We start from the raw sequence: 23,973 nt of genomic DNA, 5'->3' as shown, positions 1-23,973 counted from the left end.
TCGCCAAGCGGTAAGGCACCACACTTTGACTGTGGCATTCGTAGGTTCAAATCCTGCTATCCCAGCCAATATGGTTTACTAGCTCAGTTGGTAGAGCACATGACTTTTAATCATGGTGTCCGGGGTTCGATTCCCCGGTAAGCCACCAAAATAGTAATAATAAGCAGGTGTGGCGGAATTGGCAGACGCACTAGACTTAGGATCTAGCGCCTTACGGTGTATGGGTTCAACTCCCTTCACCTGCACCATTACTATCTATAAGTAAAATGTTATTTATAAGACATATAGTTACCATTAAAAAACATGCGGGGGTGGCTCAGTGGTAGAGCGTCACCTTGCCAAGGTGAACGTCGCGAGTTCGAATCTCGTCTCCCGCTCCAAATATGCGGGTATAACTCAATGGTAGAGTGTTAGCCTTCCAAGCTAATTACGAGGGTTCGATTCCCTCTACCCGCTCCATTTTAAGTCTTTAGTATTTATACTAAAGACTTTTTTAAAAATTATTTTTATTTTGCGCCCATAGCTCAGATGGATAGAGTTGCAGACTTCGAATCTGAAGGTCGAGGGTTCGACTCCCCCTGGGCGCACCAACAAAGCCTTACAAACACTATGTTTGTAAGGCTTTTATCTTTGCTTTGAAAACAGTTTTGCCCTCTTTTGCCCCTTATAAAAGTTTATAACATCGATGGCTATTTATAATATCTTAAAATGTGGATAATACATCTTTCATTATAGTAATAAATTCTTTAGCCGCTCTAGAAAGGTACCTTTTCTTTATGTAGGCAACTGCTAAAGTTCTAGTTGTTTCTAAATCTTTTATTAGAAAGTAAATAGGAGTAATAGAGGTTTGTGGAAATAAGGTTATGCTATCAGGAATAAAAGCAATACCCATACCTGAGGATACTAAAGCATGAGTAGCCTCAATACTTTCACTTTCAAGTATGATTTTAGGGCTGAATCCAGCTTGTTTGCAAAGGGAAGTAGCAATTTGGTGCAATTTTTGATGCTGTTTTAATAAAATAAAAGGTTCATCACGCAGTTCATGAAGAGATATTTCAGAATGTATATTGTCAGCAGAAGCAGCATCATGCTGATGAGAACGGTGGTTAGTTAGTGACTTTTTACAAATGGGATGATTAGGTGGCATTGCTAAAAGAATATTTTCTCTAAATATTGGTTCATATGAAAAAAAATTCTCTTTTATGGGCAAAGTCATTATTGAAATATCTGTGATTCCTTTAACAGCTAGATCTTCTAATTTAACTGAATTACCTTCTACTAAAACTACGTCAATGCCAGGAAATTTTTTATGGAACAGTGGAAGAACTTTTGGAATTATATAAGCACTTCTAAAAGAGGAAAGTCCTATGGTGATACGGCCTTTTTTAAAATTTGATATATCCTCCATTTGATTTGAAAGTTGTAAGTTCAAACTTAAAATCTTTTTAGCTGTTTCAGCGTATAGTTCTCCTGCATATGTAAGTCTTAATGGATTAGTAGATCTATCAAATAACTGAACACCTAATTGTTGTTCTAATTTTTGAATATATTGACTTAAGGAGGGTTGCGCTATATATAATTTTTGAGCAGCTTTCGAGAAGCTTTTTTCTTCTGCTACTGTTAACATATATTGAAGCTGACGAAATTCCATAGTTCACTCCTAACTTATTTATATAACTTATAATTTATAGCATATAGGCTAATAGCTATATGTTTTATTAATATTATAGTATTTGGTATGGTACAAGTTAAATGATACAATATAATAGAATGTAAAACAATGGCAAATATATGGAAATAAGAAAGCGTAGGATGGTTTTAAATATGATAGAATTAATTATAACTGCATTAATTGGATTTAGTGGTGGGATAATAGCATTGAAATTAAGGGTTCCTGCTGGCGCTATGATCGGATCTATGCTGTTCGTAGCAGCGTATAGTATAATAACAGGGAATGCATTTCTGCCTCAGGATGCAAGAGTAATTACTCAGATTGCAGCGGGGGCGTTTATTGGATCAGGAATTAAAAAAAAGGATGTTTTGGATCTTAGAAAAATGATGAAATCTGCAGTATTAATGTTGTCACTTATGATAACCTTAGATTTGCTAATGGGATATATAATGTATAAGGTGACGGGAATAAGCCTAGTAACATGTCTTTTTGCTAGTGCTCCAGGTGGACTTATGGATATGACACTTATTAGTCAAGATTTAGGTGCGGATTCTTCTAAAGTAGCAATATTACAGTTAGTAAGATTATTCAGTGTAATGCTCATATTCCCAACAATGATCAAATTCATATCTAAAAGATATGATGCACCTAAAAAATGTGATGAGATTGATTCTATTAATGAGTATGCAGAAAATGATATTTGCAAGAAAGAAAAAAGAATTAAATTAATGATAACAATAGTTGTTGCTTTAATAGCCGGATTTATAGGATATATTTCAAAAATACCAGCAGGAGCAATGACTTTCGCAATGTTATCAGTTGGGGCATTGAATGTATTTTTTAATAAAGGCTACATGCCAATAAACATGAGGCGTGCAACCCAAGTATTTGCTGGAATACTTATAGGGGAAAGAATGATGTATTCAGATTTAATAGCACTTAAAAGTGTATTACTTCCAGCTATTATACTTTTAATAGGTATTATCGCAGTGAACATTTGTATCGGAATTTTAATAACTAAAGTAAGTGGACTAGAGTTAGTCACTTCACTTCTCGCAAGCGCACCTGGGGGAGTATCAGATATGGCTATCATTGCTAAGGATTTAGGTGGAGATGGACCAAAAGTTGCTATATTTCAGCTTGTAAGATATGTGTTTATAATTGCGATTTTCCCTATAATAATTAAAATTATTATATCATGAATTACTAAATTACTAAACAAACCCATGCTTACATTACATTGTAAGCATGGGTTTGTTGGCATTTAGTTATTATTCATGTTTTGTAATAAAATTTATATTATATGATTCAACAGAATTGAATTCTCCATTCTGACCTTTAAAGCTAGTGTTTGATTTATACCAAGATTTACTATCGAAATAACTGTTAAATGGTTCGGATTTAAATACATATCCATGCCTAGCATAAATTTCATTTCTGGCTAAAGCTAAGTTTTCTTTGTTTAATGTAGCTAAATCAGATTCTAAAAGCTTTTCACTTGCGCTTTTAGCGAATATATAATTAGCATCTTCGTTTGATTTACTTGTATCTGAAACTTTATTGGAATTTTTCTCTTTGCTCATAGTATCAGTGGTTTTTAAGGTGGATTTGTCTGATTTTTTAGGAGTAGTAATGTTATATTTTTCAAATGCAAAATGATAACTTGCATATCCTACAGAAACTAATATAAGAACAAGTAAAAAGCTAATCACGAATGAACGTAAAATCTTATTTTTTTTAGAAGCGATTGTTTCTGGAGTATCCACCTCTGGAGTACCAATTTCATAAGTGGTTGAAATTTTATCTTGATGGAGTAAATCATTTTGTATAATTTCATTACCACATTTTGGGCAAAGATTTGCAGAATCATCTATTTCAAAACCGCATTTAGAACAATCCATAAATTTATATCTCCTCTTTAAACTTTATAATTTACATTATACTAAAATATATAAAAGTTTTAAAGTTTTTAGAATAAATAATTCATGATTTATTCTAGATTTATAAAAAACAATAAATTCATGAATTAAATAGCTTATAAATAATGCAATAATATATAGAAAATTTAGAAATGAAAAGATCGATTTTAATAAAGTTATTGGCGATAACTTTGATTGCACCACTTACTGGTTGTAGTCAACAACTAAAGTTAAGAATGGATATAATAAACAGCGCAACAATTAAGCTTTGTTAATTAAGTTGACAGGTATTTAAATATATAGTATTATAAACGAAAGAATAAATAATGAATTACCTTTAATTTGGTCCGAGAGGCTGAGAAGGAAGCAAAGATTAAACTGGTATTGCTACGCCTTCTCATAATAGAGATGGCGTTTTTTGTTTATTTAGAAGTTATAGTAATAAGTTAAGTTTTAAAAATACTATAGTACCTTTAAATGTAGTCCAGAGAGGCTGAAAAGGAGAGGATTTAATATGTTAAAAGGAAGACACTTAATTGAACCAATGGATTTTACACTACTAGAGCTAGAGGAGATTTTTGATTATGCAGATGAAATAATCAAAGAACCTGCAAACTTTTCTCATAAATGTGATGGAAAAATTTTGGCAACATTATTTTATGAACCAAGTACAAGAACAAGATTAAGCTTTGAAGCTGCAATGTTAAGGCTTGGAGGTTCGGTATTAGGTTTTTCTGAGGCAAAATCTAGTTCAGCATCAAAAGGAGAAAGCGTAGCAGATACTATAAGAACAGTAGAATGCTACGCAGATATAGCAGCGATGAGGCATCCTAAAGAAGGGGCTCCTAAGGTTGCATCTATGCAGTCAAAAATGCCAGTAATAAATGCCGGTGATGGCGGACATCAACATCCAACTCAAACTCTAACAGATCTTTTAACCATAAGAGAAATAAAAGGAACACTTTCAAACTTGACCATAGGAATTTGTGGGGATTTAATGTTTGGAAGAACAGTTCATTCATTAATAAAAGCCATGTCAAGATATGAAAACATCAAGTTTGTACTAATTTCACCAAAGGAACTAGAAGTTCCAAGTTACATTAAAACAGAGGTACTTGAAAAAAATAATATAGAGTATGTGGAAACGCAAAAATTAGAAGATGTTATAGGTGATTTAGATATCTTATATATGACAAGAGTTCAAAAGGAAAGATTCTTTAATGAGGAAGATTATATAAGACTTAAAGATATTTATATATTAAATAAAGAGAAAATGAAAAAAGCTAAGAGTGATGTGATAATTCTTCACCCGCTTCCTCGAGTTAATGAAATAGCCGTAGAGCTTGATAACGACCCAAGAGCCTGTTATTTCAGACAAGCAAAATATGGTATGTATGTAAGAATGGCGCTTATTGCTAAGCTTTTGGGGGTGGATAAATAATGGTAACAATAAATAGTATAAAAAGAGGAATAGTTATAGATCATATTAAAGCAGGTGTTGGCCTTAACATATTCAACTATTTAGGTCTTGATAAGGCCGATTTTACAGTAGCACTTATTATGAATGCACCAAGCTCAAAACTTGGTAAGAAAGATATAATAAAAATAGAAAATGAGATTGATATAGATTTTACAGTGTTAGGCTTTATAGACCCTAACATAACAATAAATATAATATCTGGAGAAGAAATTGAAAGTAAAGTTAAATTAAATTTACCAGATAAAATTGACAATGTTATTAAATGCAATAATCCAAGATGTATCTCATCTATAGAACAAGAAATTATGCATAGTTTTTATCTTTCAGATAGAAAAAAGGGTGAGTACAGATGTATGTACTGTGATGAAATAAATAATCAAACTAGTAAGTAATGTAGGGAAATGAGAGAGGAGGGTAAAACTATGGAATTATTAATTAAAAATGCAAGAATAGTTGATTCATCACAGGATTTTATTTCTGATGTTTATATAACTGATGGAATAATATATGAAATAGGAAAAAGGCTAGATAAGGACTGTGAGGTAATAGACGGAGAAGGGTATGTTTTAGCCCCTTCTTTCGTGGACATTCACAGTCATTTTAGAGAACCGGGATATACGTATAAAGAAGATTTATTATCAGGAAGTAAGTCGGCGGCACGTGGTGGATATACTGCGGTAAACCTTATGGCAAATACAAACCCGGTATGCAGCGCGATGGAGACAATAGATAAAGTGCTAAAAAAGGCCGCGGAAATAAACCTTGTGGACATTCATCAGTGTGCATCTATTACCGAGGATTTAAAAGGAGAATCTATAGAACATCTAGATAAATTAACATCTAAAGTTAAATTCATATCCGATGATGGTAAGGGCGTTTCTAATAGCAAAATAATGCTCTTGGCAATGGAAAAAGCAAAGAAGATGAATTTAACAATAATATCTCATGCTGAAAATGAAGAATTAGTAGAATTTGATACTAGGCTTGCTGAAAACATGATGACTTGGAGAGATATAACTCTTTCAAAATTTACAGGGTGTAAACTTCACTTAGCTCATGTTAGTACAAAAGAGGCTATGAAATACATTATAGAAGCCAAAGAAGAGGGAGCAAAGATAACCTGCGAAGTTACGCCTCATCACTTAACAGATACTTCGGAAACTCGATACAGAGTAAATCCATCAATAAGAGAAACTGAGGATGTAATGTTCTTAATTAACTCTATAAAGTGCGGCTTTGTGGATGTTATAGCTACAGATCATGCACCACATAGTACATCCGATAAAATAAAAGGGGCACCTGGTATATCTGGCCTTGAAACATCATTTCCTATATGTTTTACTAAACTAGTAGGGGAAGGGCATATTACTCTAAAAAAGCTTTCTGAACTTATGTCTAAGAATCCATCTAAAATTATGGGATTAAATAAAGGTGAGATTAAAATAGGATTTGACGCAGACATAGTGCTATTAGATATAAAAAGTAAATATAATATTGATGTTTCAAAGTTTTTATCTAAAGGAACTAATTCTCCATTTGAGGGAAAAACTGTTACGGGTGCAGTAATGTGCACTATTAAGGCAGGGAACATAATTTATAAAGCGCCTGAATTTAAAAGCGAATAACTAGTTTCCATGTATAAAAGTAGAGGAGGAGTAACCTTTGATTATTGATAGATTATTTGAAAGTGTAGAAAAGAAGGGTAATGTCTGCGTTGGACTTGACACAGCGCTAGAATATTTACCGCTGGATTTTAAAAATAAGTTTGTATATGAGGACAATGCGCTATACAGATTTAATCAAGATATAATTGATGCTACGTTTGATGTATCAGCTTGTTATAAGGTACAAATAGCATATTATGAAGCTCTTGGTCTTAAAGGTTTAAAAGTGTACAAAGATACTTTAAATTATATAAAAAGTAAGGGTGGAATAGTAATAGCAGATATTAAAAGAGGAGACATTGCGAAAACTGCGCAGATGTATGCTAAAGCTCATTTTGAAGGAGATTTTGAAAGCGATTTTATAACTGTGAATCCTTATATGGGAATGGACAGCATAGAGCCATATCTTCCTTATGTAAAAAACAAAGAAAAAGGATTATTTTCACTAGTAAGAACATCTAATAAAGGAGCAGAGGATATTGAATATATAGAGAATAAAGAAAATAAAAGAGTTTATGATATAGTAGGTGAAAAAATATTAAAAATTGGAACCGAGTATAGAGGACAATGTGGATACAGCTCAATAGGTGGGGTTATTGGATGCACACATATTGATGAAGGATTAAAGATGAGGAAAGATTTAGAAAATATGTTTTTCTTGATACCTGGTTATGGAGCCCAGGGTGGTGCAGCAAAGGATGTGGCCATATATTTAAATAATGGAAATGGTGGAGTGGTAAATGCCTCAAGAAGTATTTTGCTAGCTTACACGAAAAAGGAGCAGGGGCAAACTCATTTTGAAGAATGTGCTAGGGAAGAGGCAATAAAGATGAGAGATGAAATAAGAGCAGCAGCAAGCACTATAAATGTGAAATAATTCGTCATTATACATGAAGTACTGGAGGGGTTTAGTTGATATGTTCAGTAGAGAAAATATATGAAAATGTTGAAATAAGCGAAGGCGTGTATATGCTTTCTATAAAGGGTAAATTTAATGTAAAGCCAGGTCAATTTTTTATGTTAAAGGTAGAGGGTAAAGAACCACTATTACCAAGGCCGGTAAGTGTATATGATGTAGCGGCCGACAAAATAAGCTTTTTATATCAAATAGTAGGTCAAGGTACAAAACTTCTTAGTAAATTATTAGAAAATGACGAAATACAGATAATGGGACCTCTTGGAAATGGATTTGACGTAGAAAAAATAAAGGGGAAAATTGCTGTAGTATCAGGAGGAATTGGTATAGCACCACTTATTTACCTCATAAAAAAACTTACAGATTGTGAAATAGATTTGTATGCAGGGTTTAAAACTGTGGATTATTCTGTGGATACTGTGGAAAAAAATGTAAACAAAATGTACTTATCCACAGAAAGTGGTAAAATTGGTCACAAAGGATACGTAACAGATTTAATTGATCCACAAAAATATAAAACAGTTATATGCTGTGGACCAGAAATTATGATGAAAAAAGTCGTAAGTAAATGCAATGATTTAAACGTTCCAATATATGTGTCTATGGAAAGTCATATGGCATGTGGAATAGGTGCTTGTCTTGTATGCACTTGTAAAACAACAGATGGTAATAAAAGAACTTGTAAGGATGGCCCAGTATTTTTAGGAAAGGATTTGATTTTTGTTGACTAGTGTGGAACTATGTGGTGTTAATCTAAAAAATCCTGTTATAGCTGCATCCGGAACCTTTGGCTTTGGATCGGAATATGGGCAGTATTTTGATATATCAAGACTTGGAGGTATATCCTCTAAAGGACTTACAATTAATAAAAAAGAGGGAAATGACGGCATACGTGTTTACGAAACGCGTGGTGGAATGCTAAACAGTGTAGGACTTCAAAATCCAGGTGTTGAAAAATTTATAAATACTGAACTTCCATTGATGCAGGAATATAACACAGCTATAATTGCAAATGTTGGAGGCGGAAACATAGAAGATTATATTGCAGCTATAGAAAAATTAAATAATGAGGCTGTAGATATAATAGAACTAAACATATCTTGCCCTAATGTAAAATGTGGAGGAATGGCTTTTGGAATCAATTCAAAGGTTGCCTATGATGTAGTACAACAGGTAAAGTGCATATGCAAAAAACCGCTTATGGTTAAGCTTTCGCCCAATGCACATGATATAGTAGACATGGCTTATAAATGTTGTGAAGCTGGAGCAGATGCATTGTCCCTTGTAAATACTTTTAAAGGGATGGCGGTGGATATACATAAAAGAAGTGCAATATTTAATAATATATATGCAGGTTTATCAGGCCCCGCTATAAAACCGATGGCTCTTCGAATGGTTCATGAAGTATGCAATGCTGTTAATATACCAGTTGTTGGTATGGGAGGTATTTGCTCATACGAAGATGCTATAGAATTTATAATGGTGGGAGCGGAGGCGATTCAAGTTGGAACGGCTAATTTTATAAAACCGGATATTTGTAATGATATAATAGATGGAATTGAACAGTATATGTTGCGCGAAGGTATTAGTGATTTAAGTGAGATTAGAGGGATTATTTAGGAGGCGGTAATATTAATATTAATGTTTTAGAGATATTAAAAGAATCAGGAGCACTACTAGAGGGACATTTTCTGCTATCCTCAGGAAGGCATAGTAACCGATATTGCCAATGTGCAAAGTTACTACAGTATCCAGACAAAGCTGAAAAGGTGTTAAGTGTAGTAACTCAAAAGATTAAAGATATAGAGTTTGATATAGTTGTAGGCCCGGCTATGGGCGGTATAATAGTAGCTTATGAAGTAGGCAGACAAACTGGAAAACCTGCTATATTTACAGAAAGAGTAAACGGCACCTTCGAGCTTAGGCGTGGATTTGAAATCAAAACGGGTCAGAAGGTTTTAATTACGGAGGATGTAGTAACTACAGGTAAATCTTCACTAGAAACAATAAAGGTTTTAGAGGAACTTGGTGCAGAAGTAATTGGGATATGTTGTATTGTGGATAGAGGAAGTAGCAAGATTGATTATCCTATATACAGCTCTATAAAGCTTGAAATTGAGAGCTATGACACGACGAATTGCCCACTTTGTAAAGCGGGAACAGCTTATATAAAACCTGGTAGTAGAAATATATAAAAAGGTATATATTGCTCAAATGCTGTCACGGTGCTAAGAAATTCTAAAATTTATTTTTAGTTGCTAAAAAATGCAAACTCGTTACACTCAAACATGCATTTTTATATACGCAACCAAAAATAAAATAAATTAAGAATTACTAAAGCTTGTTCCAATGCATTCTACGCAATACATACCTTTTTTAGCAGTCTTTAAAAATAAATTAAAGAGGGGATGTCTCAAAATGATTAAAAATCATTTATAGAGACATCCCCTTTTCTGCAACTATGCTATTTGTGATTTCGATTTTTTATTAGTCTTCAGTAAATTATTTATTAACATTTGAAGCTCTTTAGTTTTATCTTTATCCATAGGTTCTACATCTTTTAATTTATAAGGTATACCTAAAGATTCGTATTTATGTGCTCCTAGAACATGATATGGAAGAAGTTCTACTTTGTCCACATTTGGAACTTCTTCATTTATAATTTGGGACATTTTAGTTATGTGTTCCACGGAATCTGTAATTCCAGGCACAACAACGTGTCTTACCCAAACCCTAGATTTTGATTTTCTTAAAGCGACTAAAAATGATTTAATACCAGAGGTATCTTTACCAGTTAAGTTAACATAACCACGACTTGTGGTATGCTTTATATCTAGAAGTACTAAATCAGTATATTTTAATATCTCATCATAGTTACCACTTCCAAAGCCAGATGTATCTAAGCAAGTATGAATTCCGTTTAGTTTACATAACTTCAAGCACTCAAGTAAAAATTCTGGCTGCATTAATGGGTCACCACCGGAGAAAGTAACTCCACCGGAAGAACGGTCAAAGTAGGGTTTAAATCTAATTATCTTTTGTAGGATTTGTGCAGGCGTCATTTCTATACCACCACTTAGATTCCAAGTATCTGGGTTATGGCAATAAGCACATCTTAATTTGCAGCCCTGAAAGAAAACCACTACTCTTATTCCAGGACCATCAACTAGTCCCATAGTCTCTATAGAATGAATATTACCTTTTATCATATACGTTCCTCCTCAGTTTTAGTATAAAATGAATTAATGCCCTCTAAATTAGAATGTAGTATGGAAAGTTCTACTAATAACTTCAAGCTGTTGTTCTTTTGGTAATCGGTTGAAGTGAACGGCATAACCTGATATTCTTATTGTTAATGTTGGATATTTATCTGGGTTCTCCATAGCATCAATTAAAACTTCTCTATTTAATACATTTACATTTAAATGATGTGCGCTTTGTGCAAAATAGCCATCCAAAAGGAAAACTAGATTGTTTATTCTTGTAGATTCATCTATTCCAAGTGCAGCTGGTACTATTGAAAAAGTATTTGAAACTCCATCTTGGCAATAATTTCTATAAGGTATCTTAGCAACTGAATTTAGCGATGCTAAAGCTCCATTTTCATCATTACCTTGTGTTGGGTTTGCTCCAGGAGCAAGTGCTATACCTTGTTTTCTTCCATCGGGAGTTGATCCTGTCTTCTTACCATAAACAACGTTAGATGTAATAGTCAGTGCTGATAAGGTATGTTCTGCTCCTTTGTAAGCTGGATGTTTCTTAAGCTCATCGCTGAATTCTTTAATAAGATTAACAGCTAAATCATCAGCTCTGTCGTCATCGTTTCCGTATTTAGGGAAATCTCCTTCTATTTCAAAGTCAATAGTTATGCCATTTTCATTTCTTATTGGTTTTACCTTAGCAAATTTTATAGCGCTTAAGGAGTCTGCTGCAACGGAAAGTCCTGCTATTCCAAATGCCATGAAGTATTTGAGATCAGTATCATGAAAAGCAAGTTGTCCTGCTTCATAAGCATATTTATCATGCATATAGTGTATAGTGTTCATTGTATTTACATACATTTCTGCAACGTACTCGAGTACTTTTGAGTACATTTCTCTAACTGATTTGTAATCAAGAATCTCATCAGTATTTACTGGAATTCCAGGGACTACAAGCTTACCTTTTAATTCGTCAATTCCACCGTTTAGTGATAGTAGTAATGATTTAGCTAGGTTTGCCCTAGCACCAAAGAATTGCATCCTCTTGCCTATTTCCATAGCTGATACGCAGCATGCTATTCCATAATCTTCTCCATAAATTGGCCTCATTATATCATCATTTTCATATTGTAATGCATCTGTTTCAATGGACATTTTAGCACAGTAATTTTTGAAGGGTTTAGGTAATTTTTCTGACCAAAGTACAGTCATGTTTGGCTCTGGTGCTGATCCTAAATTTGTTAATGTGTGAAGGAACCTAAAGGAATTTTTTGTTACCATTGCTTTTCCGTTAATAGCTACACCACCTATTGATTCTGTTACCCAATTTGGATCCCCACCAAATAGTTCATTGTATTCAGGAGTTCTAAGATGTCTTGCCATTCTGAGTTTAATTACGAATTGATCAATTATTTCTTGTGCTCCATCTTCAGTTAATAAACCTTCTGCTAAATCTCTTTCAAAATAAATGTCTAAGAAATTAGTAGTACGTCCAAGAGACATTGCAGCGCCGTTATTTTCTTTTATTCCTGCAAGGTATCCAATATAAACTGCTTGAGTAGCTTCGCAAGCTGTAGTAGATGGTTCTGATATATCAATACCATATTTCGAAGCCATACTTTTTATTTCACCAAGAGCTCTTATTTGCATACTTATTTCTTCTCTATGTCGTATCAAATCATCAGAGGCATGTCCTGTAAATTCATTTAAATCCTTCTTCTTTTGTAGGATTAAAAAATCTATACCATAAAGAGCTATTCGTCTATAGTCTCCAATTACGCGTCCTCTACCATATGCATCTGGAAGTCCGGTTAGGAGACCAACAGTTCTTGCGACTTTTGTAGCGGGAGTGTATGCATCAAAAACTCCTTCGTTGTGAGTTTTTCTGTACTTCGGAAAATATTCTTCTATATCTTTGTTTAACTTGTAACCATAAGCTTCTAATGATTGCTCTACCATTCTAAAGCCACCAAATGGGTTTACTATTCTTTTTAATGGAGCGTCTGTTTGAAGACCGAAGATTACTTCATTTTCTTTATCTATATACCCAGGAGCAAAATTATCTATTCCTGCAATTTCATTTGTTTCTACATCTATAATACCTTTTTTAATTTCCTCTATAATAAGTGAATTAGCTTTATCCCAAACACTGTTAGTCTTAGCAGTTTTTCCTACTAAAAAACTATCATCACCTTCATATAGTGTATAATTTTTTTGTATGAAATCACTTACATTAATTGCGTTTTTCCATTCGTCGCCTTTAAAACCATTCCATTGTTTAAACATTTGTATTCCTCCTTATGTAGTGCTTGCTGGATTATTTAAATATAATAATTATTATCAGTTAATAACAATTATTTGATAATTATATTATACATTACTTTTTAAGTTTTGTTAATACTTAAACACAAAATTTATAACAGATTCATAAAGTATTTAAAGGATATTGTCATTATTTAAAATACAATCTGTTAATATATATATTATAATATTAATAGTGAAACAGTTCAAGTGATTTATAAAAGTTTTAATATTGAAAATATTGTGTTAAACATATAGGCATTGATATATAACGATTATATAGTGTTAAAAAAATAACTAAATCGTATAACAGAAAAATTTAAAAATGAAACACATTTAAATCGCGGGTATAATGAGAAAAACATTATTAATTACATATATAATAAGGTATAATGATATTGTATGTATTTTAGTGGAGGTGGATTATGTGAAGAGGCCTAGCATATTTAGTAAGGATTATGAAAAACAAATAAGAAAACGAAGAAAAAAAATATTTTTATTAATTATTGTACCTATAATTGGCTTAACATTATTTTTAATTACAGATTTTGATTCAATGTTAGATAAAGGAATAAGTATGAAGAAAAATTTAAATAATATCTTCTTAAATAAATCAAAACAGGATACGGATATTGAAAAAAGTGAGCCACCTTACGTAAAAAAAGAAGAAGTGGTTGTTAAACCTAAACCTAAACCACAACCTGAGGCTGAAGAATCTAAAGATTCACAGGTAGACGTTGTTATAGAGAATGAAACATTTCCTGTTACATTGTCCGATGGCCAAGAAATTAATGTTGAGTATAAGTTATTAGGGGAAGAAAAAAACATAGAAGGTGTATCAAATCCTAAAGATATATCTTATGATATAAGCCCAAATAAAAAATCAATAGTTATACAAAGTAAGATAAATCAGGATATACTATACTTTGATGCAAATAAAATCAGTAAAGATATTACAAAAAAAATACATACCTCTAGTAGAGGTGAAAAATTTTATAAACAAGATAAAATAAAAGAGAAGCCAAATTATATTTGGTCAATCATGCCCAAATTTATTGATGAAGATAATATTGTTTACGTTAGTGAATTACCTTGGATGAATGAAGAGGCTGCACAATATATTTGGAAAGTAAATTTAAAAAACAATATTCATACCCAAGTGAAACCTGCAAAGGGTAAAAATATTACTTTCAAAGATATAACTTCCATAGGTTTAGAAACAATAATAGATGGTAAACTTGTGTATATTACGTCTACAGGTAAAGTAATAAAATAGACAAGTTAAAAAGAACTTGAATTATATTCTGGATTGTGTTGTAAATTTCAAAGAAATTAGTTATAATCAGTACTATTGGACCATATAAGCAAGTAGGAACTATAATATTTGTAAATACCTTGAAAGTTATGTTATAATGGATAAGTTAACAAGCATTTGTGGTAATTAGGAGGCGTAAATTAATGAACGTTAAGATGGAGAAGTTAGAAAAAAATATTATTAAATTGGAAATAACTGTAGAAGCAAAAAGATTTAGTGAATCACTTAAAAAATCTAGTGTGAAAAATTCAAAAACAATTAACATACCTGGATTTAGAAAAGGTAAGGCACCAATGTCTATAATAAAGAAAATGTATGGTGAAGGTGTTTTCTTTGAAGATGCTATAAACTTCTGTTGTGATGATACATATCCAGAAGCTCTTAAAGAGTATGATATAAGTCCACTAGACTATCCTAAAATTGATATTATTGAAATAGGAGAAGGAAAAGACTTTATATATACAGCATCTGTGGTAGTAGTTCCAGAAGTTATTCTTGGAGAATATAAAGGACTTGATGCTAAAAAAGTTGAATACAATGTAACAGATGAAGAAGTTGAAAATCAATTAAAAGAAATGCAAGAAAAAAATGCTAGAATTGAAGAGAAACTTGAAGGCACTGTAGCAATGGGAAATATAGCTATTATAGACTTTAAGGGATTTATTGATGATGTACCTTTTGAAGGTGGAGAAGGAGCAGATTTTGAACTTGAAATTGGTTCAGGATCATTTATTGATACTTTTGAAGAACAATTAATTGGCTTAAAAATTGGAGAAAACAAAGAAGTTAAAGTTAATTTTCCAGAGAAATATGGTAGAGAAGAATTAAATGGAAAACTCGCTACGTTCAATGTAACTATCAAAAGTATGAAGGAAAAAGAATTACCAGCTATTGATGATGAATTTGCTAAGGATGTTTCAGAATTTGATTCTTTAGAGGAACTAAGAAACGATGTTAAAGAATCACTTAAAAAAGCAAGCGAAGATAGAGAAAAGAAAGAATTTGAAGAAGCAGTAATGGATGCAGTTTGTTCAAATGTTGAAATGGACGTTCCAGACGTTATGATAAAAAGAGAAACTGATATAATGTTAAAAGATTTAGAAACAAAACTTAAATATCAGGGGTTAGATCTTGAATCATATTATCAGTACACTAATAATACTGAAGAAAAAGTTAGAGAATTCATGAAAGAAGCAGCAGAGAAAAGAGTTAAAACTGACTTAGTAATTACAGAAATAGCTAAAAAAGAAGAAGTTGACGCTACTGATGAAGAAATGTTAGAAAAAGCTAAACAAGTTGCAGCTCAATATGGAGAAAAAGATTTAGAAAAAACAGCAGATTTAATTATGCAGGCACAAAAACAATATCTGAAAATTGATGTTGTAAATGAAAAAGTAATAAAAATGTTAGTGGAAAGCGCTAAAGTTATTGCATAATATATACTAGAATTAATTGCCAGATAAATTTCTGGCAATTAATTTTAAATATAGGATAAAATAATATGTTTAAAAATAATTATATAGGCTAGAATTAGATAATAGATCACCGTTTTAAGTAGTTCTATTATAAGAGTAGAGGAGGGAATTATATGAGTTTAGTGCCAATGGTCGTTGAACAAACTAATAGGGGAGAGAGATCCTATGATATTTATTCAAGATTATTAAAAGAAAGAATAATTTTTCTAGGAGAAGAGGTTAATGATGTAACTGCAAGCTTGATTGTTGCTCAATTACTGTATTTAGAGTCTGAAGACCCTGACAAAGATATTTATTTATATATAAATAGCCCAGGTGGATCAATTACATCAGGAATGGCTATTTTTGACACAATGCAGTATATAAAACCACAAGTTTCAACTATATGTACTGGTATGGCAGCATCAATGGGAGCTTTTCTATTGGCAGCTGGAGAGAAAGGAAAAAGATTTGCATTACCTAATAGTGAAATACTCATACATCAGCCCCTAGGAGGATTCCAAGGTCAAGCAACTGATATTGATATACACGCCAAAAGAATTCTTAAAACTAAAGAATCATTAAATAGGATACTTAGTGAAAGAACTGGCCAAACAATTGAGAAAATTCAACATGATGTTGAAAGAGATTACTTTATGAGTTCACAAGAGGCTATGGAGTATGGATTAATAGATGAAGTTATAACTAAAAAGAAATAACAATAATTGAGGTGGAAATATGCCAAAGTTTGACGAAAAAAAACAACTGAAATGTTCTTTTTGTGGTAAAAGCCAAGATCAGGTTAGAAGATTAATTGCAGGACCGGGAGTGTATATTTGTGACGAATGTATAGAGTTATGTTCTGAAATTATCGTAGATGAATTCCAGGGAGATGTAGAACTGGATTTAGGGGCAATACCAAAACCTGCAGAAATAAAAAAATATATAGATGAGTATGTAGTTGGTCAAAACCAGGCTAAAAAGTCTTTGGCTGTGGCAGTATATAATCATTATAAAAGAATAAATTCAAATATTAACGAAGGTGATGTTGAACTTCAAAAAAGTAATATTTTATTACTTGGCCCTACAGGGTGTGGTAAAACTTTACTAGCTCAAACCTTGGCAAAATATTTGAATGTTCCTTTTGCTATAGCAGATGCAACTACACTTACTGAAGCAGGATATGTAGGAGAAGATGTAGAAAATATTTTACTTAAACTTATACAAAATGCTGACTATGATGTAGAAAAGGCAGAAAAGGGCATTATCTATATAGATGAAATAGATAAGGTTGCTAGAAAATCTGAAAATCCTTCTATAACAAGGGACGTATCTGGAGAAGGAGTTCAACAGGCATTACTTAAAATATTAGAAGGAACTACAGCATCAGTTCCACCACAAGGTGGTCGAAAGCATCCTCACCAAGAGTTTATACAAGTAAACACAGCTAATATTTTATTTATCTGTGGAGGAGCCTTTGATGGACTTGATAAAATTATAGAAAAAAGAACTAGAACTACATCTGTTGGTTTCGGAGCTGAAATAAGATCCAAAGAACAGTTGAATGTAGGAGAATTATTGGAGTCTATAATGCCAGGAGATTTACTTAAATTTGGTTTAATACCAGAATTTGTAGGAAGACTTCCTATAGTAGTTACATTAGAAGCTTTAGATGAAGAGGCATTAGTTAAAATTCTTAATGAACCTAAAAATGCGCTTATAAAACAATATAAGAAATTATTTGAAATGGATGACGTAGAATTAGAGTTTGAAGCAGATGCCTTAAAAGCTATAGCTAAAGAAGCTATTAAAAGAAAAACTGGAGCTAGAGGGCTTAGATCTATTATAGAAGATACAATGAAGGAAATAATGTTTGATATTCCATCAAATGAACAAGTAGTTAAGGTTATAGTTAGTGAGGACACTATTAAAACTAAAACTCCGCAACTGATTTTAGCTGAAAATGGAAAAAGAGAGAAGTTGAAGATTCCCAAAAAAACTAAAAGTAAAAAAAGTATAGAAACAGCATAGTAATCAAATAATTTAATAAATAAGAAGGGCAGATATACAATAATATATCTGTCCTTTTTTTAATTTAGAGAAATTATAAAATTAGATAATTTTATAATATATATAATGAATTAAAAGAATATATTAACTTAATTTGAGCATAATAACAGATGATGCAATGTTATCAAAACGTTGTAATCTAATATTTGAAGGGAGGGTTGGTTTAATATATTAATATATTAAACTTCAAATAATATGACTATGCAACTTCTTATGGTAATACAACTTGTTTTTACAATAATCATTGGTTTGTATTTTTTTAATGCATTAAAAAGTCAGCAAAGTAACAAGGGTAGTGTTTATAAAGAAAACCTAAAAGAAATGGAAAAATTAAAAAAAATGAAAAGTATATGCCTTACGGAGCCACTGACAGAAAAAAGTAGACCTACAAGGTTTGAAGATGTTATAGGACAGGAAAAAGGGATTAAAGCGTTGCAAGCTGCAATATGCGGTCCTAATCCTCAACATGTAATTATCTATGGGCCACCAGGGATAGGGAAAACAGCGGCAGCTAGGTTAGTGCTAGAAGATGCTAAAAGAAGAGAACGATCTCCGTTTAATGAAAACTCCAAGTTTGTAGAAATAGACGCAACCACTGTTAGGTTTGATGAGAGAGGGATAGCGGATCCTCTTATTGGATCTGTTCATGATCCAATTTACCAAGGCGCTGGGCCACTAGGAGTAGCGGGAGTTCCTCAACCCAAACCAGGAGCTGTTACAAAAGCACATGGTGGAATTCTATTTCTTGACGAAATAGGAGAACTACATCCTATAGAAATGAATAAGCTACTTAAAGTATTAGAGGATAGAAAAGTATTTTTAGATAGTGCTTATTATAATGGAGAAGATCCAAACACACCACTTTACATAAAGGAGGTTTTTGATGAAGGGCTTCCGGCTGATTTTAGACTTATAGGTGCAACGACTAGAAGTCCTGAAGAAATAATCCCAGCAATAAGGTCGAGGTGCGTAGAAATATTTTTTAGGCAACTATTACCAGAAGAGCTGGAAGTAATTGCAGAAAATTCAATAGGCAAAATGGGACTTAAAATTTGTAAAAAAGCATTAAGACTTATAGGGAAGTATTCTGGAAATGGAAGAGATACTGTTAATTTAATTCAGCTAGCAAGCGGAATTGCTATTAATGATGAAAGAGATGAAGTAAGTATTGAAGATATTGAGTGGGTTATAGAAAATGGACAGTATTCACCAAGATTAGAGTCAAGAATATCTGATAAACCGCAAATTGGATATGTAAACGGGCTTGCTGTTTATGGAGCTAATATGGGAGCTGTAATGGAAATTGAAGCTTCTGCCAAAAGAATAAAGCTTAGAAAAGGTGTACTTAAAATCACAGGAATTATTGAGGAAGAAGAAATAAGTAGTACAAATAAAAAACTCAAAAGAAAAAGTACTGCAAGTTCTTCAGTTGAAAATGTAGTTACAGTCCTTGAACGATATTTCAATATAGATTGTGATGACTATGATATTCATGTGAATTTTCCTGGTGGATCACCTGTGGATGGACCATCTGCAGGCGTAAGCATTGCAACGGCAATATATAGTGCTATAAAAGGTATACCAGTTGATAATATGGTGGCGATGACAGGAGAGATATCAATTCATGGGAACGTAAAACCTATAGGAGGCGCTAGTGCTAAGATAGCTGCGGCCAAAAAGGCAGGAGCTACAAAAGTTATTATCCCTAAAGACAATTGGCAAGATAATTTCAAAACTATCCCTAACATAAAAATTATATTAGTGAGTAACATTTCAGAGGTAATAAGTGAAGCACTGATTCAGGATGTACCTAAAAAGGGGTTAATTACATTCGAGAAAGATGTGGATGTTCTGGCTGCAGAATCATTAAAGGTTTAAAATGGAGTAATCCCTATTTAATTATAGTGGATTACTTTATTGAATTTTATAGGTGGCACAAGAAAAAAATGCTGTGGTATCTGTAATAGTTGTGGAATCGTGTCAACAAGCATTGAAAAATCATTATATTATAGGTATACTATAGTAGTTGAATTATAAAATTCAATTTTAATCCAATAAAAGACTACTAATTTAATATAGAAAAGAGGGAGAATAATGGATGAAAACATAAAGCTTCTTCCGCTAATTCCACTAAGAGGTATGAGTATATTCCCACATATGGTATTGCACTTCGACATTGGTAGAGAAAAATCTACACTCGCATTAGAAGAGGCTATGCTTAAAAATCAAGAGATTTTTTTGGTTTCGCAAAAGCAAGCAAAAGTTGAAGAACCAGAGGAAAAGGATATATATAGCATTGGTACTGTTTGTAATATAAAACAAATATTAAAGTTACCAGGAGATACAATTAGGGTACTAGTTGAAGGAATAAAACGAGGAAAAATTTTGGAATACAAAGATATGAGTCCTTTTGTACTTGCAGAAGTAGAAATTATCGAAGATGAGATTTGCCTAGAAGACAAAAAGTGTAAGGCTTTACTTAGGACTATTGATAAATCATTTGAAGAATATATAAATCTGTCGGCTATCAATTTTCCTGATGCACTATTTAGTATAGAAGAAACGGAGGAGCCGGGAAGATATTGTGATATTGTAAGTTCATATTTAATACTAAAACCTGCTACAAAGCGGGAGCTACTTGAAACTCTAGTGGTTACTAAAAGGCTAGAAAAGTTGTTGTTTATTTTAAAAAATGAAGTTGAGGTATTAAAGATAGAAAAAAAAATTGGAACAAAGGTTAAAGGTAAAATTGATAAAATTCAAAAAGAGTATTATCTAAGAGAACAAATTAAAGCTATACAAGAAGAATTAGGAGAAGATGACGAGAATAAGAAAGAGATAGATCAATATGAAATTAAAATAAAAAAAGCAAAGCTTCCCAAAGAGGCAAAAGAAAAGGCGACTTATGAACTAAATAGATTAAAAGGTTCAGGAAATTATTCTGCTGAAAGTGGCGTGATAAAATCTTACTTAGATTGGATTTTAGCTTTACCTTTTAATAAAGCTACTAAAGATAATATTGATATTAATAAAGCTAGAGAAGTATTTGGAGCAGAACATTATGGACTGGAAGATGTTAAGGAAAGAATAATAGAATATTTAGCAGTTAAAAAAATAAGCAATACACTTAAAGGACCAATACTTTGTTTAGTAGGACCACCAGGAGTCGGAAAAACATCAATAGCAAAGTCGGTTGCAAATGCACTCAATAGAAATTTTGTTAGAATGTCACTAGGTGGAGTAAAAGATGAGGCTGAAATAAGAGGACATAGAAAAACTTACGTTGGCGCGATTCCAGGTAGAATTATATATGCTATGAAACAAGCTGGATCTAAAAATCCACTATTTTTACTGGATGAAATTGACAAAATGAGTGGAGACATTAAGGGTGACCCTTCAGATGCACTACTTGAAGTTTTGGACAGTGAGCAAAATGCAACTTTTAGAGACCATTATCTAGAATTAGATTTTGATTTATCAAAGGTTTTGTTTATAACTACTGCAAATAAATTAGATACTATTCCTAGACCACTATTAGATAGAATGGAGGTTATTGAAGTATCGGGATACACTTCAGAAGAAAAATTTCATATTGCAAAAAATCATCTTATTCCAAAGATGTTAAAAGAACATAATATGGAAGATGGTAAAATAAATTTTTCTGATTCTTCAATAACCTGTATTATAGAAAATTATACTAGAGAATCAGGAGTAAGAAATTTGGAAAGACAAATTGCTTCAGTTATTAGAAAGTCAATAACTGAAATGGTAGAAAAAAACAAAGAAAATGTTAATATTGAAGTCGAAAATGTTAAGCGTTATTTAGGAGCTGTTTTATATACTTATGATAAAGCTGACAATGAAGACGCCGTAGGTGTTGTAAATGGACTAGCATGGACAGAATACGGCGGGGTTACCTTACTTGTTGAAGTAAGTGTCATGGAGGGAACTGGGAAACTTCAACTTACAGGTCAATTAGGAGATGTTATGAAGGAATCGGCTAAAGCCGGATACAGTTATGTTAGAGCTAATGCACATAAATATAATATTGATAAGGAGTTTTATAAAAATGTTGATATTCATATTCATGTACCAGAGGGAGCAGTTCCTAAAGATGGTCCTTCAGCAGGGGTAACTATGATAACTGCGATGGTATCTGCTTTGACCAAACAAAAGGTAAGACATAATGTTGCAATGACAGGGGAAATTACCCTTACAGGAAGAGTGCTACCAATTGGAGGGCTTAAGGAAAAAGCATTAGCAGCATATAGAGCCGGAATTGATACAATTATAATTCCAAGAGATAATGAAAAAGATATACAGAAGATACCAGATAGTATTAAGGATAAATTAAAATTTATAATTGCAAATAAAGTAGAAGATGTACTTGAAAATGCATTAATTGGAGAGATAAATAATGGAAATTAAACAATCTGAATTCATAATTTCAGCAGTAAAACCAATTCAGTATCCAACAGATAATAGAGTAGAGTATGCTTTTATTGGTAGGTCTAATGTGGGTAAGTCATCACTAATAAATACTTTAACCAATAGACGTAAATTGGTTAAAGTTAGCGGTACACCTGGAAAAACTAGACTTATAAACTTTTTTTTAATAAACAATAGCTGTTATTTTGTTGATTTACCGGGGTATGGGTATGCAAAAGTATCTAAAACAGAACAAGCTAAATGGGGAAAGATGATGGAGGACTATTTAATTCAAAGACCACAACTTCAAAAGGTAGCATTATTGGTGGATTGCAGACGTAAACCATCTAAGGATGATCTCCTAATGTATGGATGGATTAAACATTTTGGATATGAAGTTGTAATAGTTGCAACAAAAAAAGATAAGTTAAATAGAACAGAGTTAATGAATGGTAATAAGCTTATAAGAGAAACGTTACAGCTAGAGCCAAGTGAAGAGATTATAAATATATCCTCACTTAAAAAAACTGGTGTAAAAGAGCTTTTAGTCAATATGTTTGGAAATGATCAAGTCGAAGTATAAGTAAAAAACAAAAAAATAGACCTACATTACAGTGTTAAAATTAGAAATTAGCGCTAAAAGTAATGGGGTCTATTTTTTTTTGCTATTATTAAAACTAAAATTAATTTTTTTAAAGGATGTATTTAGTTGAAAAATCTGTGTCAATTTATTTCTATCAGAATAGTATATATTATAAAACAAAAGAAAAACATTATTGAAATAAGAAGTAAACTGAGGAAAATTAAATTATTAATGCTTTTATTTAAACAACCTATAAGGAGGGACGTATAGTGGATATGAATGGCTTATTAAGCGGATTAGCTAGTGCTCAAGGCAACAAAGGTAATAAAAGTTGTAATAACAACGGTAACTGTGGAAATGGCGGCTTCGGTGGTGGAGGAATACTCTGGATTATCATTTTGATAATTCTCATAGGAGGAGCTGGAATCGGTGGACAAAATGAAGGTGGTACTGTATGTGGATGTGATCCGAAACATGTGAAAGAACTATGTAAAGTCGGTGGATCATCAACTGGTAATGGATACGGTGGACTCGGTGGTTTCGGAGGCGGACTCGGAGGCGACGGCGGCGGCATATGGGTAATAATTATAATATTAATACTCTTCTGTGGCGGAAATAAAAACAGAGGATGTACAAATAATATTATAAACCTAGATTCTGACGAAGACTGTTAGTTAAATAATTAATTAAAAATAGCCCATAAAGGAGGATTTTATATGTCAAAATCATGTTGTTGTCAAAGTAAGCCAGTATGTTGTGGAAATAACGCAGGTGCAGGTGCAGGTTTTGGTGGAGGCGGTCTTTGGATAATAATTTTAATAATTATAATCTGTGGTTGCGGCGGAAACGGATTCGGTGGAAGATACTAAGATTGTCTTAATAAAACATTGGATAAATAAATTATTAATTACAATAGAAAAATTCATATAACATTAAAACTTGGCCAGGAAAGGGCGGTTTTATGTATAGAA

The 23,973-nt window shown here is 32.4% G+C and carries 21 protein-coding genes and 5 tRNA genes; 22 read left to right on the top strand and 4 right to left on the bottom strand.

Features of this window, described 5'->3' with window-relative positions; translation table 11 throughout:
• The first annotated feature begins 72 nt into the window (after nt 1-72).
• The 5 genes from ACJAX4_RS02895 (at nt 73) to ACJAX4_RS02875 (ending at nt 590) form a co-directional block, all read left to right on the top strand.
• A tRNA-Lys gene (locus ACJAX4_RS02895) sits at nt 73-148 on the top strand.
• 15 nt (nt 149-163) lie between these two features.
• Nucleotides 164-248 (top strand) — tRNA-Leu (locus ACJAX4_RS02890).
• 57 nt (nt 249-305) lie between these two features.
• Nucleotides 306-380 (top strand) — tRNA-Gly (locus tag ACJAX4_RS02885).
• Between the two features lie 5 nt (nt 381-385).
• Nucleotides 386-459: transfer RNA gene (locus tag ACJAX4_RS02880), tRNA-Gly, on the top strand.
• A gap of 54 nt (nt 460-513) precedes the next feature.
• A tRNA-Arg gene (locus ACJAX4_RS02875) sits at nt 514-590 on the top strand.
• 113 nt (nt 591-703) lie between these two features.
• Here the strand turns inward: ACJAX4_RS02875 and ACJAX4_RS02870 are convergent.
• Nucleotides 704-1,651, bottom strand: coding sequence for a LysR family transcriptional regulator (locus ACJAX4_RS02870; RefSeq protein ID WP_435787948.1), 948 nt, complete (start codon nt 1,649-1,651; stop codon nt 704-706).
• Between the two features lie 173 nt (nt 1,652-1,824).
• Between ACJAX4_RS02870 and ACJAX4_RS02865 the strand changes: the two genes are divergently transcribed.
• Nucleotides 1,825-2,874, top strand: coding sequence for an AbrB family transcriptional regulator (locus tag ACJAX4_RS02865; RefSeq protein WP_435787947.1), 1,050 nt, complete (start codon nt 1,825-1,827; stop codon nt 2,872-2,874).
• Nucleotides 2,875-2,943: 69 nt separating this feature from the next.
• Here the strand turns inward: ACJAX4_RS02865 and ACJAX4_RS02860 are convergent, their stop codons facing one another.
• Nucleotides 2,944-3,573: a YARHG domain-containing protein gene (locus ACJAX4_RS02860; protein WP_435787946.1), complete on the bottom strand. Its 630-nt coding sequence runs from the start codon at nt 3,571-3,573 to the stop codon at nt 2,944-2,946.
• A 532-nt stretch (nt 3,574-4,105) separates the two neighbouring features.
• On the opposite strand from ACJAX4_RS02860, the gene pyrB reads away from it, so the two are divergent.
• The 7 genes from pyrB (at nt 4,106) to pyrE (ending at nt 9,846) form a co-directional block, all read left to right on the top strand.
• Nucleotides 4,106-5,032, top strand: a complete 927-nt coding sequence (gene pyrB / locus ACJAX4_RS02855) for an aspartate carbamoyltransferase (RefSeq protein WP_435787945.1) — start codon at nt 4,106-4,108, stop codon at nt 5,030-5,032.
• Entirely contained in the window at nt 5,032-5,463 is a 432-nt protein-coding gene (locus tag ACJAX4_RS02850) for an aspartate carbamoyltransferase regulatory subunit (protein WP_435787944.1), read from the top strand. Before pyrB ends, ACJAX4_RS02850 begins: the two co-directional genes overlap by 1 nt.
• 30 nt (nt 5,464-5,493) lie before the next feature.
• On the top strand, nt 5,494-6,696 hold the full coding sequence (locus ACJAX4_RS02845) for a dihydroorotase (RefSeq protein WP_435787943.1): 1,203 nt from the start codon (nt 5,494-5,496) through the stop codon (nt 6,694-6,696).
• Nucleotides 6,697-6,733: 37 nt separating this feature from the next.
• A complete protein-coding gene (gene pyrF / locus ACJAX4_RS02840) occupies nt 6,734-7,612 on the top strand; it encodes an orotidine-5'-phosphate decarboxylase (RefSeq protein WP_435787942.1) in 879 nt (292 codons plus the stop codon).
• 92 nt (nt 7,613-7,704) lie between these two features.
• Nucleotides 7,705-8,382: a dihydroorotate dehydrogenase electron transfer subunit gene (locus ACJAX4_RS02835; RefSeq protein WP_435787951.1), complete on the top strand. Its 678-nt coding sequence runs from the start codon at nt 7,705-7,707 to the stop codon at nt 8,380-8,382.
• Complete coding sequence (locus ACJAX4_RS02830) at nt 8,375-9,271, top strand: dihydroorotate dehydrogenase (RefSeq protein WP_435787950.1); 897 nt, start codon at nt 8,375-8,377, stop codon at nt 9,269-9,271. The genes ACJAX4_RS02835 and ACJAX4_RS02830 overlap by 8 nt, the downstream gene beginning before the upstream one ends.
• An 11-nt stretch (nt 9,272-9,282) precedes the next feature.
• Nucleotides 9,283-9,846 carry an orotate phosphoribosyltransferase gene (gene pyrE / locus ACJAX4_RS02825; protein WP_435787949.1) on the top strand — a complete coding sequence of 188 codons (564 nt, stop codon included), beginning with the start codon at nt 9,283-9,285 and terminating at the stop codon, nt 9,844-9,846.
• A gap of 264 nt (nt 9,847-10,110) precedes the next feature.
• Here pyrE and pflA read toward each other — a convergent pair whose 3' ends face one another.
• Nucleotides 10,111-10,860 carry a pyruvate formate-lyase-activating protein gene (gene pflA / locus ACJAX4_RS02820; RefSeq protein WP_435787941.1) on the bottom strand — a complete coding sequence of 250 codons (750 nt, stop codon included), beginning with the start codon at nt 10,858-10,860 and terminating at the stop codon, nt 10,111-10,113.
• Between the two features lie 48 nt (nt 10,861-10,908).
• Nucleotides 10,909-13,137 carry a formate C-acetyltransferase gene (pflB, locus tag ACJAX4_RS02815; RefSeq protein WP_435787940.1) on the bottom strand — a complete coding sequence of 743 codons (2,229 nt, stop codon included), beginning with the start codon at nt 13,135-13,137 and terminating at the stop codon, nt 10,909-10,911.
• A 442-nt stretch (nt 13,138-13,579) separates the two neighbouring features.
• Here pflB and ACJAX4_RS02810 point away from each other — a divergent pair, with 442 nt between their 5' ends.
• The 9 genes from ACJAX4_RS02810 (at nt 13,580) to ACJAX4_RS02770 (ending at nt 23,871) form a co-directional block, all read left to right on the top strand.
• Complete coding sequence (locus ACJAX4_RS02810) at nt 13,580-14,428, top strand: hypothetical protein (RefSeq protein ID WP_435787939.1); 849 nt, start codon at nt 13,580-13,582, stop codon at nt 14,426-14,428.
• 182 nt (nt 14,429-14,610) lie between these two features.
• Nucleotides 14,611-15,903, top strand: coding sequence for a trigger factor (gene tig, locus ACJAX4_RS02805; RefSeq protein ID WP_435787938.1), 1,293 nt, complete (start codon nt 14,611-14,613; stop codon nt 15,901-15,903).
• A gap of 152 nt (nt 15,904-16,055) precedes the next feature.
• Nucleotides 16,056-16,640, top strand: coding sequence for an ATP-dependent Clp endopeptidase proteolytic subunit ClpP (gene clpP / locus ACJAX4_RS02800; RefSeq protein WP_291643603.1), 585 nt, complete (start codon nt 16,056-16,058; stop codon nt 16,638-16,640).
• Nucleotides 16,641-16,659: 19 nt separating this feature from the next.
• Nucleotides 16,660-17,952: an ATP-dependent Clp protease ATP-binding subunit ClpX gene (clpX, locus tag ACJAX4_RS02795; RefSeq protein ID WP_435787937.1), complete on the top strand. Its 1,293-nt coding sequence runs from the start codon at nt 16,660-16,662 to the stop codon at nt 17,950-17,952.
• 234 nt (nt 17,953-18,186) lie between these two features.
• Nucleotides 18,187-19,869: an ATP-dependent protease LonB gene (lonB, locus tag ACJAX4_RS02790; RefSeq protein ID WP_435787936.1), complete on the top strand. Its 1,683-nt coding sequence runs from the start codon at nt 18,187-18,189 to the stop codon at nt 19,867-19,869.
• A 216-nt stretch (nt 19,870-20,085) separates the two neighbouring features.
• On the top strand, nt 20,086-22,419 hold the full coding sequence (gene lon, locus ACJAX4_RS02785; protein ID WP_435787935.1) for an endopeptidase La: 2,334 nt from the start codon (nt 20,086-20,088) through the stop codon (nt 22,417-22,419).
• On the top strand, nt 22,409-23,002 hold the full coding sequence (gene yihA / locus ACJAX4_RS02780; protein WP_435787934.1) for a ribosome biogenesis GTP-binding protein YihA/YsxC: 594 nt from the start codon (nt 22,409-22,411) through the stop codon (nt 23,000-23,002). Before lon ends, yihA begins: the two co-directional genes overlap by 11 nt.
• 269 nt (nt 23,003-23,271) lie before the next feature.
• Complete coding sequence (locus ACJAX4_RS02775; RefSeq protein WP_435787933.1) at nt 23,272-23,676, top strand: hypothetical protein; 405 nt, start codon at nt 23,272-23,274, stop codon at nt 23,674-23,676.
• 42 nt (nt 23,677-23,718) lie between these two features.
• Nucleotides 23,719-23,871, top strand: a complete 153-nt coding sequence (locus ACJAX4_RS02770; RefSeq protein WP_435787932.1) for a hypothetical protein — start codon at nt 23,719-23,721, stop codon at nt 23,869-23,871.
• Nucleotides 23,872-23,973: the final 102 nt, after the last annotated feature.

The organism is Clostridium sp., assembly GCF_051278035.1.
Lineage (GTDB): Bacteria > Bacillota > Clostridia > Clostridiales > Clostridiaceae > Clostridium_AD.
Note: the sequence above shows the minus strand (reverse complement) of the source record. Positions and strands in the feature narration are given on the sequence as shown.